General features: G+C 65.9%; 11 protein-coding genes. 7 read left to right on the forward strand and 4 right to left on the reverse strand.

What is annotated here, in order from left to right; translation table 11 throughout:
• From ISS20_RS19740 to ISS20_RS19755, 4 genes are all read right to left on the reverse strand, one after another.
• Nucleotides 1–1,268, reverse strand: a 1,268-nt coding sequence (locus ISS20_RS19740) for an aldehyde dehydrogenase family protein (RefSeq protein ID WP_291438797.1), incomplete at its 3' end; no start/stop codon positions are given.
• Between the two features lie 81 nt (nt 1,269–1,349).
• Nucleotides 1,350–2,684, reverse strand: a complete 1,335-nt coding sequence (locus ISS20_RS19745) for an enolase C-terminal domain-like protein (protein WP_291438798.1) — start codon at nt 2,682–2,684, stop codon at nt 1,350–1,352.
• A 2-nt stretch (nt 2,685–2,686) separates the two neighbouring features.
• On the reverse strand, nt 2,687–3,598 hold the full coding sequence (gene kdgD / locus ISS20_RS19750; RefSeq protein WP_291438800.1) for a 5-dehydro-4-deoxyglucarate dehydratase: 912 nt from the start codon (nt 3,596–3,598) through the stop codon (nt 2,687–2,689).
• Nucleotides 3,599–3,859: 261 nt separating this feature from the next.
• Nucleotides 3,860–4,588, reverse strand: coding sequence for a FadR/GntR family transcriptional regulator (locus tag ISS20_RS19755; RefSeq protein ID WP_291438802.1), 729 nt, complete (start codon nt 4,586–4,588; stop codon nt 3,860–3,862).
• A 122-nt stretch (nt 4,589–4,710) separates the two neighbouring features.
• Here ISS20_RS19755 and ISS20_RS19760 point away from each other — a divergent pair, with 122 nt between their 5' ends.
• The 7 genes from ISS20_RS19760 to ISS20_RS19790 form a co-directional block, all read left to right on the forward strand.
• Complete coding sequence (locus tag ISS20_RS19760) at nt 4,711–5,529, forward strand: NAD(P)-dependent oxidoreductase (RefSeq protein ID WP_291438803.1); 819 nt, start codon at nt 4,711–4,713, stop codon at nt 5,527–5,529.
• A gap of 8 nt (nt 5,530–5,537) precedes the next feature.
• Nucleotides 5,538–6,419, forward strand: a complete 882-nt coding sequence (locus tag ISS20_RS19765; RefSeq protein WP_291438805.1) for an SMP-30/gluconolactonase/LRE family protein — start codon at nt 5,538–5,540, stop codon at nt 6,417–6,419.
• A gap of 41 nt (nt 6,420–6,460) precedes the next feature.
• A complete protein-coding gene (locus tag ISS20_RS19770) occupies nt 6,461–7,438 on the forward strand; it encodes a TRAP transporter substrate-binding protein (RefSeq protein WP_291438807.1) in 978 nt (325 codons plus the stop codon).
• Between the two features lie 82 nt (nt 7,439–7,520).
• Nucleotides 7,521–8,009, forward strand: a complete 489-nt coding sequence (locus ISS20_RS19775; protein WP_291438809.1) for a TRAP transporter small permease — start codon at nt 7,521–7,523, stop codon at nt 8,007–8,009.
• Nucleotides 8,010–8,213: 204 nt separating this feature from the next.
• Nucleotides 8,214–9,506, forward strand: coding sequence for a TRAP transporter large permease (locus ISS20_RS19780; RefSeq protein ID WP_291438811.1), 1,293 nt, complete (start codon nt 8,214–8,216; stop codon nt 9,504–9,506).
• 156 nt (nt 9,507–9,662) lie between these two features.
• Nucleotides 9,663–11,249 carry a galactarate dehydratase gene (garD, locus tag ISS20_RS19785; RefSeq protein ID WP_291438812.1) on the forward strand — a complete coding sequence of 529 codons (1,587 nt, stop codon included), beginning with the start codon at nt 9,663–9,665 and terminating at the stop codon, nt 11,247–11,249.
• An 83-nt stretch (nt 11,250–11,332) separates the two neighbouring features.
• Nucleotides 11,333–11,996: DMT family transporter (locus ISS20_RS19790; protein WP_291438813.1), on the forward strand; the 664-nt coding region annotated here is incomplete at its 3' end.

The raw sequence follows: 11,996 nt of genomic DNA on the forward strand, positions 1-11,996 counted from the left end.
TGCGTGGCGTGCTTGAGGCTGGTGGTGGCAATGCCGCTGGCCAGGCCGAAGGGCGTGTCATTGGCCAGGGCCAGCGCCTCTTCGTAGTTTTTGGCGCGCAACACGCTCACCACGGGGCCGAAGATTTCTTCGCGGTTGATGCGCATGCCGGGCGTGGTCTCTGTGAACAGGGCGGGGCGCAGGTAGTAGCCTGGGGCGCCGTCGGCGTTCTTCTCCAGTGCTTCGCCGCCAAAGGCCAGCTTGGCGCCTTCCTGCTGGCCGATGCCGATGTATTCCAGGTCTTGTGCGAGCTGGCGGTCGTCCACCACGGGGCCGATGTCGGTGCCGGTCTTGCGGGCGTCATCCACCTTCAGGGTCTTCATCTTCTCGACCATGGCGGCCACGAAGCGGTCGTGGATGCCTTCGGTCACGATCACGCGGCTGCTGGCGGTGCAGCGCTGGCCGGTGGAGAAGAAGCCGCTGTTGATGGCCGCGCCCACGGCCACGTTCAGGTCCGCGTCGTCCAGCACCACAAACGGGTTCTTGCCGCCCATCTCCAGCTGCACCTTGGCGCCACGTGGCACGCAGGCCGCTGCCACGCGCTGGCCCGTGCCGACGGAGCCGGTAAAGCTCACGCCCGCAATGCGCTCGTCTTCCAGCAGCACGGCGCCCACATCCGAGCCCCGGCCCATGACCAGGTTGAACACACCGGCAGGCAGCCCTGCGCGGTGCAGGATGTCTGCCAGCGCCCAGGCGGAGCCGGGCACCACCTCGGCGGGCTTGAACACCACCGTGTTGCCGTAGGCCAATGCGGGCGCGATCTTCCAGGCCGGGATGGCGATGGGGAAGTTCCACGGCGTGATGATGCCGATGGTGCCCAGCGGCTCGCGTGTGATCTCAATGCCCACGCCAGGGCGCACGGACGGGATCATCTCGCCACCGGGGCGCAGCGCCTCGCCGGCAAAGAACTTGAAGATGGCGGCGGCGCGGCCCACTTCGCCAATCGCTTCGGGCAGGGTCTTGCCTTCTTCGCGGGCCAGCAGGTCGCCCAGCTCGGCCTTGCGGGCGATGATCTCGTTGCCCACCGCGTCCAGGATGTCAAAGCGCTGCTGGGGCGTGGACACGCTCCAGGCCGGGAAAGCCGCGTGCGCGGCGGCAACCGCCTCCAGTGCCTGCTCACGGCTGGCCACGGCGTAGTCGCCGATCACATCACGGGTGTCAGAGGGGTTGGTGTTTTGGTAAGTGCGGACGCCGTCGGTCCAGGCGCCGCCAATCAGGTTTGCATGCATGGTGAGTTGCTCGCTCGCTCGTTCAGGTCAGTGGGTGAAAGGTGCCGGAAGCACTTTGGGCAAGGTCCGATGACACGTCCATCAGCGAACCAGCGCAGGCCGCTTGGGGTCAAAGGCCCAGCCGGGTATGAGGTACTGCATGGCGATGCTGTCGTCGCGTGCGCCCAGTCCGTGTTGTTGGTACAGCTGGTGAGCCGCTTCGACGGCGTCCATGTCCAGCTTCACGCCCAGGCCCGGCGCCGTGGGCACGGTCACCTCGCCACCGACGATCTGCAGAGGCTGTTGGGTCAGGCCCTGGCCGTCCTGCCAGATCCAGTGCGTGTCGATGGCGGTGATGCGCCCGGGGGCAGCAGCCGCTGCGTGGGTGAACATCGCCAGCGATACGTCGAAATGGTTGTTGGAGTGCGAACCCCAGGTCAGGCCAAAGTCGCGGCAGGTCTGCGCCACGCGCACGGCGCCCTGCATCGTCCAGAAGTGTGGGTCTGCCAGGGGGATGTCCACCGCCTGCAGCGACAGCGAATGCACCATTTGCCGCCAGTCCGTGGCGACCATGTTGGTGGCCGTGGGCAGTCCCGTGGCGCGGCGAAACTCCGCCATCACCTCGCGGCCCGAGAGCCCGCCTTCGGCGCCGCAAGGGTCTTCGGCATAGGCCAGGGTGCCATGCAGGTCGCGCAGCAGGCGCACGGCGTCGTCCAGCAGCCAGCCGCCGTTCGGGTCCAGCGTGATGCGCGCTTGCGGAAAGCGGGCTTTCAGCGCACGGATGGCTTCGACCTCAGCCTCGCCGGGCAGCACGCCGCCCTTGAGTTTGAAGTCCTGGAACCCATAGCGCGCCTGGGCGGCTTCGGCCAGCGCCACCACCGCCCCGGGCGTCATGGCCTCCTCGTGGCGCAGGTGCAGCCAGGCATCCTCGGCGTCGGGGGCGGTGTCGTAGGGCAGGGTGGTCTTGCGCCGGTCGCCCACAAAAAACAGGTAGCCCAGCATGGGCACGCTCGTGCGTTGCTGGCCTTCGCCCAGCAAGGCGCACACGGGCACTTCCAGGTGCTGGCCGAGCAGGTCGAGAAACGCGGTCTCCACGGCGGTCACCGCATGGATGGTGGTGCGCAGGTCAAAGGTCTGCAGACCGCGCCCGCCTGCATCGCGCCCGGCAAAGGTGGTGCGCACGGCGTTGAGCACGCGCTGCCAGTCGCCCACGCGGGCGTTGTCGATGAGTGCGCGCGCGTCTTCCAGCGTCTGTCGGATGGACTCGCCACCCGGCACCTCGGCCACACCGGTGCGCCCGGCGCTGTCGGTCAGTATGAGCAGGTTACGGGTGAAGAACGGAGCGTGCGCGCCCGAGAGGTTCATCAGCATGCTGTCGCGCCCCGCCACGGGGACCACGCGCACACCGGTGATGCGGGGAGTGGATGCGGCCGCCATGGTCATTGCGCCCCCAGGGGTGCCATCAGGGCACGCAGTTGCTCGACTTGCGAGGCGTTGAGGTCCGACAAGGGCGGGCGCACCGGGCCCGCACTGTGGCCCGCCAGCGTGGCGCCCGCCTTGACGATGGAGACAGCGTATCCCTGGCCCTGGTTGCGCAGCGCGATGTAGGGCAGGAAGAAGTCGCGGATCAACTGGTCGCAGGTGGCGGTGTCGCCTGCGGCGTGGGCGTTGTAGAACGCCATGGCGGTCTTGGGGATGAAGTTGAAGACCGCCGAGGAGTACACAGGGCAGCCCATGGCCTTGTAGGCGCCGGCAAACACCTCCGCCGTGGGCAGGCCACCCAGGTAGGCAAAGCGGTCGCCCAGCGTCTGGCGGATCGATACAAACGCTTCGATGTCGCCAATGCCGTCCTTGAACCCGACCAGGTTGGAGCAGCGCTCGGCCAGCGTGCGCAGGCTGGTGGGCGTGAGGCGGCAGGCGCCCCGGTTGTAGACGATGACGCCGATCTTCACGCTCCGGCACACGGCCTCGACGTGCGCCACCAGTCCGTCCTGGCTGGCTTCGGTCAGGTAGTGGGGCAGCAGCAGGATGCCCTGGGCGCCCAGGCGTTCGGCCTCTTGCGCGTACTCGATGGCCAGGCTGGTGCCTCCACCCGCTCCGGCAATGATGGGTGTGCGGCCACGACAGGTGTCCAGCGCGACCTTCACCACCTCACTGAACTCGCGCGGGGCGAGCGAGAAGAACTCCCCGGTTCCGCCTGCGGCAAAGAGCGCCGATGCGCCGTACGGCTGCAACCATTCCAGCCGCTGGGCATAGGGTTTGGGAGCAAAGCGCAACTGGCTGTCGAAGTCGGTCAGCGGAAACGACAGCAGGCCGGCTTGCAGCACACTTTTGAGTTCTTGAGGGGACATGGGCAGGGTTCCGGAGGGCGGGTTGGCAAGACTCCACACGGGTGCGGGGCCCCTGTGTGAATGACTGCACAATGGCGTCATTATGTTGTAAGTCATCGTACAACATAAATCCATATCCTGTGCTGCGGGAAACTACTGATAGGACAACTGGTGCCGCCTGCCCGACGGGGTTGTGCTCCGGGCTGCGGGGTGGCTGGAACCGGTGCTTAGCCCATAAGGCGGAGGGGTGAGGTTGCGCTGGACTATGAGGCTATGGTTGTCTCAACGGGCTTCGGTCTGCGCGCGGCGGCGGCGCTCGCGGCTGTTGGCCAGGTGGGTGCGCATGGCTGCGCGGGCTGCGTCCGGGTCCTGGCCCACGATGGCGTCATAGATGCTCTCGTGCTCGCCATTGACGCGGCGCAGGTACTGCCGTCGCTCGTCGTTGGGGGCATCGACCGAATCCAGCCGTGCGCGCGGAATGATCATGCTGCCCAGCGTGCCCATCAGCTCCGCAAAGTGGCTGTTCTGTGTGGCGCGAGCGATCTCCAGGTGGAACTGGAAATCTGCCGCCACGGCGTCGCGCCCGGCGTCCACGGCCGCAGCCACGGTGTCCAGCGCCTCGCGCATGGTCTTGAGGTTGGCGGGCGTGCGGCGCTGCGCTGCCAGGGCGGCGGCTTCGGTTTCTACGCCAATGCGCAGTTCCAGCACCGCAATCACATCGCGCAGGGTGCTGAACTGGTCGGGCGTGATCTTGAAGCCTGGGGCCTGCCCCAGGCCCAGCACAAAGGTGCCGATGCCGTGCCGTGTCTCCACCAGCCCCGACGCCTGCAGCTTGGAAATGGCCTCGCGCACCACCGTGCGGCTGACGTTGAACTCGGCCATGATGGCTGCCTCGGTGGGCAGCTTGTCGCCCAGCGCCAGGCGGCCGTCGCGGATGCGGTCGCCCAGCGAGTCCACCAGCTCCAGGGCCAGTGTGCGGGGCTTGCGGCGTGGGGCGATGTCGGTGCTCATGTCTCGGTGTTATCCCTATGTGTTGGCCGGGTTGAAAGGAGTACATTGCCTCTTCGTTGTATGACAACTGATGACGTTCAACCACTTGTAACGCCACTGTACCAAGAACCTCCGCAAAAGCCATGCCCTGTCACCCGACACCGATCCGTTTTCAACGCTTGTTACTGACCGGGGCCGCCGGGGGGCTGGGGCGCGAACTGCGCACGCGCCTCAAGGCGTATTGCACCACCTTACGCCTGTCCGACATCGCCGACCTGGGCAGCAAGGCGCCCGGCGAAGAGCTGCGCCCCGCGCGCCTGGAGAACGCCAGTGCCATGCTGCCTCTGCTGGATGGGGTGGATGCAGTGGTGCACCTGGGTGGCGTGTCCACCGAGCAGCCCTGGGACCCCATCCTGCAGGCCAACATCGTGGGGGCGTACAACCTCTATGAGGCCGTCCGCAAGCAGGGCGTCAAGCGCGTGGTGTTTGCCAGCTCCAACCACGTGACCGGCTTTTACCGCCAGGACGAAGTGGTGGGCCTGCGCGACCCCGCGCGGCCCGATGGCCTGTATGGCCTGTCCAAGGCGTTTGGCGAAGACCTTTCGCGCTTCTACTTTGACCGCTACGGCATCGAGACCGTGTGCCTGCGCATCGGGTCGTCGTTCCCCGCGCCACGCAACCGCCGCATGCTGGCCACCTGGATGAGCTACGACGACCTGGAGCGCCTGGTGGTGGCCAGCCTCACGGCGCCCGTGGTGGGCCACAGCATCATCTACGGCATGGGCGACAACACCACCACCTGGTGGGACAACACGCTGGCGCGCCACATCGGTTTCCGCCCACAGGACAGCTCCGAGCCCTTCCGCACACAGGTGGAAGCCGCCGACCCCCAGCCCGACCTGACCGACCCTGCCGTGATTTACCAGGGCGGGCCGTTTGTGCGTACGGGACCTTTTGAGTGAACGACGCCATGGAGCTCTTGCTGCCCCAGCACCATGACCAGGTGGGCGAAAGCCCCTTGTGGAGTCCTGCAGAGCAGGCGCTGTACTGGGCGGACATTGAAGGCCGCGCACTGCGCCGCCTGCGCTGGGCCGACCGGCAACTGAGCAGCTGGGCAACCCCCGAGCGACTGGCCTGCATTGCGTTGCATGCCTGTGGCGGGCTGGTGGCGGGCATGGACTCTGGCATCTTCCATTTGCAACCCGCCGACGATGGCGCCCTGGACTGCACCCTCGTCTCTGCCGTGCAACACCCGCAACCAGATATGCGCTTCAATGACGGCCGTTGTGACCGGCAGGGACGCTTTTGGGCCGGCACCATGGTTCGCGACATGTCGCTGGCGCAGCCAGCGGGCGGCCTGTACCGGCAGGACGCACGCGGCCTCTCGGCGCCGCTGATCGAAGGCCTGGTCACTCAGAACGGCCTGGCGTTCAGCCCCGATGGCGCCACCATGTACCTCAGCGACAGCCACCCCAGCGTCCAAAAGATCTGGTCGCTGGACCTGCACGCTGATGGCAGCCTGGGCCCGCGCCGTCTGTTCGTGGACATGCGCGAGCTGCCCGGCCGGCCCGACGGTGCCGCCATTGACACCGGTGGCTGCTACTGGATCTGCGCCAACGACGCTGGCATGGTGCATCGCTTCACGCCATCGGGCGTGCTGGACCGCTCGCTGGACGTGCCAGTCAGCAAGCCCTCGATGTGCAGTTTTGGCGGGCCTGACATGGACCTGCTGTTCATCACCTCCATTCGCCCCGGCCAGCCGCAGGGCAACGATGTGGCCCACGGCGGCGCGGTCTTCGTGACCCGCCCGGGCGCCCAAGGGCTCGCAGAGGCCCCGTACCAGCCCGCCTGAGCGCGGCACCCCAACCGATTCAACCCCGGAGACAAAGCACCATGAAAGTTCCACACCTCTTTGGCCGCGTGGCCTTCGCCGCTGGCATCTTGCTCGGCAGCCTGGCCGCGCAGGCCACCGAATTCCGCTCGTCCGACATCCACCCCGAGGACTATCCCACCGTGCTGGCCGTGCGCCACATGGGCGAGACGCTGTCCAAGGCCACCGGCGGCAAGCACAGCATCAAGGTCTATGCCAAGGGGTCACTGGGCATCGAGAAGGACACCATCGAGCAAACCAAGCTGGGTGCTATCGCCATGACGCGCGTGAACGTCGCGCCCATGAACAACATCTGCCCCGCCACCATGGTGCCCACCATGCCCTTCCTGTTCCGCGACAAGGAACACATGCGCAAGGTGCTGGACGGGGCGATTGGCGACGAGATCCTCAAGGACTGCGAATCGCAGGGCTTCGTGGGCCTGGCCTTCTACGACAGCGGTGCGCGTTCGATCTACACCGTGAAGAAGCCGGTCAAGACCCTGGCCGACGTCAAGGGCCTGAAGGTGCGCGTGCAGCAGAGCGACCTGTGGGTGTCCCTGCTCGAAGCCATGGGCGCCAACGCCACCCCCATGCCCTTCGGCGAGGTCTACACCGCGCTGAAGACCGGCCTGGTGGACGCTGCCGAAAACAACTACCCCAGCTACGAGAGCTCGCGCCACTTCGAAGTCGCCAAGTACTTCAACAAGACCGAGCACTCCATGGCGCCCGAGATCCTGCTGTTTTCCAAGCGCGTATGGGACACCCTGAGCGCCGATGACCAGAAGGCCATCCGCGCCGCCGCCAAGGAGTCGGTGGGCTTCATGCGCAAGATCTGGGACGAGCGCGAAGAGAAGTCCCTGGCCACCGTGAAGGCCGGCGGCGCGCAGATCGTGGAGATCGACAAGGTCGCCTTCAAGACCGCCATGAAGCCGGTGTACGACAAGTTCCTCAAGGACCCCAAGCTGCAGGACATGGTCAAGCGCATCGACGCCGTGCAGTAAGAAAAAGCCAGAGTCTCCAGGGCAGGCGGCACGGAGAGCAGCCCGCCGCCTGCCCACTTCCAGTTGTTATTGAATGTCCACTATGTACACGCGACTCTGCGCTTTCATTGCGCGCACCTGTCTTCAACTCGGGGTAGGGGGACTCGTCCTGCTGGTTTGCGCGGTGCTCTACCAGGTCATCGGCCGCTATGTGTTCAACGACACGCCCACCTGGGCCGAGAGCGGCGCGGTGCTGCTCGTGCTTTACGTGACCATGCTCGGCATGGCGGTAGGGGTGCGCGATGCAGGACACATCGGTCTCGAATCATTTCTGGTGCTGGCGCCCGATTGGCTGCGCACCAAGCTCGAGTTGCTGATCCACGCGCTGGTGCTGCTGTTCGGCATCATCATGGCCTGGAACTGCGGCGTGCTGGCCGAATCGGTGGCGCCCTACAAGATCCCCACGCTCGGTATCTCCGAAGCCTTCAAGTACGTGCCACCCGCCATGGCCGGCGTGCTGGTGGCCATGTTCTCGCTGGAACACATCATCGCCATCCTGCGTGGCACGGAAGTAGAGCCTGCCTGGCACTAAAGAGACTGGGAATCCCTTGTCCATGCCCGCCTTGCACGCCAAAACACCCCGGCTCGTCGTTGCAAATGCTCGCCATAGCACTGGCTATGGCTGCGCTTTGCGCCTAGATCCGGAGCGTTGTGGCGCGCCTTTCGGGCACGGCCAAGGAATTCCCAGCCTCTAAGCCCGCCCCTAAAACGTCTTCATAAAAATTCCATCACCATCATGGCGTTGACCATCCTGTGCGTGAGCTTCACGCTGTTGCTGCTGCTGGGCGTGCCCGTGGCCTTCTCGATCGGCCTGTCCTCGCTGGCCACCATCCTGTACGAAGGCTTGCCACTCGCCGTGGGCTTCCAGCAAATGATTTCGGGCATGAACCCGTTCTCGTTCCTGGCCATTCCGTTCTTCATCTTTGCCGGCGAGATCATGATGTATGGAGGCATCGCCGACCGCATCGTCACCTTCGCCAAGAGCGTGGCGGGTCATGTGCGCGGCGGTCTGGGCATGAGCAACGTGCTCGCCTGCACGCTGTTCGGCGGTGTCTCGGGCTCGCCGGTGGCCGACGTTTCGGCCATGGGTGCGGTGCTCATTCCGCAGATGAAGAAAGAGGGCTACCACGCCGACTACGCGGTGAACGTGACCACCCATGCCTCGCTGGTGGGCGCGCTCATGCCCACCTCGCATAACCTCATCATCTTCACGCTGGCCGCTGGCGGCAAGGTGAGCATCGCCGCGCTGATCCTCGCCGGCATCGTGCCTGCGCTGCTGCTCACGGTCTGCAACCTGGCGGCCGCGTACCTGGTGGCCGTCAAGCGTGGCTACCCCGCCGGCACCTTCCCCGGCTGGGAGATCGTGTGGATCTCGTTCCGCGCCTCCGTCCCCGGCCTGGCCGTGGTGGTCATCATCATCGCGGGCATTCTGTCGGGGGCCTTCACGGCCACTGAGTCGGCCTCCGTCGCGGTGCTGTGGGCGCTGTTGCTCTCGGTTTTCGTCTACAAGAAACTCACACGCGAGCAGTTCCTCAAGGCCGCCTCCAAGGCCGTCAAGACCACGGGCACCGTGCTGCTGCTGATCGGCATCTCGTCGATGTTCGGCTACCTGATCGGCCTGTACGGGGTGGCCGAGCTCACCGGCGAGGCACTCAAGTCCATGAGCACCTCGCCCTGGGTCATCTTCCTGAGCGTGAACATCATCCTGTTCATCCTGGGAACCTTCCTGGACATGGCGGCCACCATTCTGATCTGCACGCCGATATTTCTGCCCATCTGCCAGCAGTTCGGCATGAGCACCGAGCAGTTCGGCATCGTGATCCTGATCAACTGCGCGCTCGGCCTGAACACGCCGCCCGTAGGCACTACGCAGTTCATCGGCTGCACCATCGGCGGCATCTCCGTGGGCGAGGTGATGAAAACCATCTGGCCCTTCTACAGCGCCCTGATCGTCGCGCTGATGCTGGTGACCTATGTGCCGCAATTCTCCATGTGGCTGCCTGACCTGGTTCTCAAGGGGGGTGGGTGAAGCGCGGGGGGCTGGTCGCAAGCCGGCCCCCTGTCAGCTTGTCCACCGGGTGTGATGATGGATGCAGTGCCATGTGCGTGGCGCCTGCGATGACCAGGGAGTGGCATGGCGCGAGTTTTTGTGCAAGCTGTGCCGCGCCAGCAAGAAGTTAAAGAGGTGACAGACCCGATGCGAGAAGCCCTCACTATCCGCATGCATGCGGAAGACAACGTCGCCATCGTCGCCAACGACGGTGGTCTGCCTGTCGGTACCGTGCTGCCGCCAGGCGTGCCTGGCGCTGGCATCGCGCTGCGCGACAAGGTGCCCCAGGGCCACAAGGTGGCGCTGGCGGACATCCCTGAAGGCGACGTCGTGCGCCGCTACAACGTGCCCATCGGTTACGCGCTCAAGAACATCCCCGCTGGCAGCTGGGTGCACGAGCGCCTGCTGCAGATGCCCTCGGCCCGTGCGCTGGAGGGCTTGCCGATGGCCACCGTGAAGCCCCCGGTGCTTGAACCCCTGACGGGCTACACCTTCGAAGGCTATCGCAACGCCGATGGCTCGGTGGGCACGCGCAACATCCTGGCCATCACCACCACCGTGCAGTGTGTGGCCGGTGTGGTGGCGCAGGCCGTCCGCCGCATCAAGGCCGAGCTGCTGCCTTTGTTTCCCCATGTGGACGATGTGATCGGCCTGGAGCACACCTACGGCTGCGGCGTGGCGATTGATGCGCCCGACGCCAATATCCCCATCCGCACGCTGCGCAACATCAGCCTCAACCCCAACTTTGGGGGCGAGGTCATGGTGGTCAGCCTGGGCTGCGAAAAGCTGCAGCCCGACCGGCTGTTGCCCCCGGGCAGCTTCCCCATCACCGACGAGCGCGACGCGGCGCTGGGCCCCGAGACGGTGTGCCTGCAGGCCGACGAGCATGTGGGCTTCATGTCCATGCTCGACCACATCGTGCAAAGCGCGCGCCCGCACCTGGACCGCCTGAACGCCCGCCGCCGCGAGACCATCCCCGCCAGCGAGCTGGTGCTGGGCGTGCAGTGCGGCGGAAGCGATGCGTTTTCGGGCGTCACCGCCAACCCCGCCGTGGGCTTTTGCGCCGACCTGCTGGTGCGCGCCGGTGCCACCGTGATGTTCAGCGAGAACACCGAGGTGCGCGACGCGGTGGAGCAGCTCACCAGCCGCGCGGCCACGCCCCAGGTGGCTGACGCTATCGTGCGAGAGCTGGGCTGGTACGACCAGTACCTCGACCGGGGCCGTGTGGACCGCGCGGCCAACACCACGCCGGGCAACAAGGCGGGCGGTCTGTCCAATATCGCCGAGAAGGCCATGGGCTCCATTATCAAGAGCGGCACCGCACCGATTGCGCACGTGCTGGCCCCCGGCGAGAAGCTGCGCCGGGACCAGCGTGGCCTGGTCTACGCAGCCACGCCTGCCAGCGACTTCATCTGCGGCACGCTGCAGCTGGCCGCCGGTATGAACCTGCACGTGTTCACCACCGGCCGCGGCACGCCCTACGGCCTGGCCGAATGCCCGGTGGTCAAGGTGGCCACGCGCAGCGACCTGGCCCGCCGCTGGCACGACCTGATGGACATCAATGCCGGCAAGATCGCCGATGGCGAGGCCACTATCGAACAGCTGGGATGGGAGATGTTCCACCTGCTGCTCGACGTGGCCAGCGGTCGCAAAAAGACCTGGGCGGAGCAGTGGCAACTGCACAACGCGCTGGTGCTGTTCAACCCGGCACCGGTGACTTGAAATTTGCGGGGCTACAGCCCCTTGTGTTTCCCCTCCAACAGCCCTTGCCTGCAAGGGCTGTTGTCCTTGAAAGACCGCTTCGCATGGGATCTTCTCGCTTTTCCGACCGTAAGGTCGTGGTGGCGCTGGCGCTGCTGTGCTGCCTGCTCTGGGGCAGCTCGTACCCCGCCATCAAGACCGGGTACGCCTGGTTCGGCATCGCCCGCAATGACATTCCTACGCAGCTCGTATTCGCAGGCTGGCGGTTTCTGGGCGCCGGGCTGATCTTGCTGGCCTGGGCCGTGGTCATGCGCAAGGCCATCTGGGGCTTGGGCTTCGCAGCAGGGCGGCAGCTGATAGCGCTGGGGCTGGCACAGACCACGCTGCAGTACGTGTTCTTCTACGTAGGCCTGGCACACACCACGGGCGTCAAGGGCTCCATCATGAACGCCACCGGCACGTTTTTCAGCGTGCTGCTGGCGCACTGGGTCTATCACAACGACCGCCTCAGCCACGCCAAGCTGTGGGGCTGCCTGGTGGGCTTTGCGGGCGTGATGGTCGTCAACCTGGGGCGCGGCACGCTGGACCTGGACTTCACGCTGCTGGGCGAAGGCTTTGTGGTGATCGCCGCTTTGGTGCTGGCCGCGGCCAGCATTTACGGCAAGCAGGTGTCGCAGCGCATGGACTCCGTCGTGAGGACGGGCTGGCAGCTGGGCCTGGGCGGTGTGGCGTTGTTGGCCATTGGCTGGTCGCTGGGTGGTTCGCTCA

The sequence above is a fragment of the Acidovorax sp. genome (genome assembly GCF_016783915.1).
Taxonomy (GTDB): Bacteria; Pseudomonadota; Gammaproteobacteria; order Burkholderiales; family Burkholderiaceae_C; genus Acidovorax.

Bases quoted from the DNA above. Each gene is read 5' to 3' on its own strand.
- ISS20_RS19745 (WP_291438798.1), bottom strand. From the start codon at position 2,684: ATGGCGGCCGCATCCACTCCCCGCATCACCGGTGTGCGCGTGGTCCCC.
- kdgD (WP_291438800.1), bottom strand. From the start codon at position 3,598: ATGTCCCCTCAAGAACTCAAAAGTGTGCTGCAAGCCGGCCTGCTGTCG.
- ISS20_RS19755 (WP_291438802.1), bottom strand. From the start codon at position 4,588: ATGAGCACCGACATCGCCCCACGCCGCAAGCCCCGCACACTGGCCCTG.
- ISS20_RS19760 (WP_291438803.1), top strand. From the start codon at position 4,711: ATGCCCTGTCACCCGACACCGATCCGTTTTCAACGCTTGTTACTGACC.
- ISS20_RS19765 (WP_291438805.1), top strand. From the start codon at position 5,538: ATGGAGCTCTTGCTGCCCCAGCACCATGACCAGGTGGGCGAAAGCCCC.
- ISS20_RS19770 (WP_291438807.1), top strand. From the start codon at position 6,461: ATGAAAGTTCCACACCTCTTTGGCCGCGTGGCCTTCGCCGCTGGCATC.
- ISS20_RS19775 (WP_291438809.1), top strand. From the start codon at position 7,521: ATGTACACGCGACTCTGCGCTTTCATTGCGCGCACCTGTCTTCAACTC.
- ISS20_RS19780 (WP_291438811.1), top strand. From the start codon at position 8,214: ATGGCGTTGACCATCCTGTGCGTGAGCTTCACGCTGTTGCTGCTGCTG.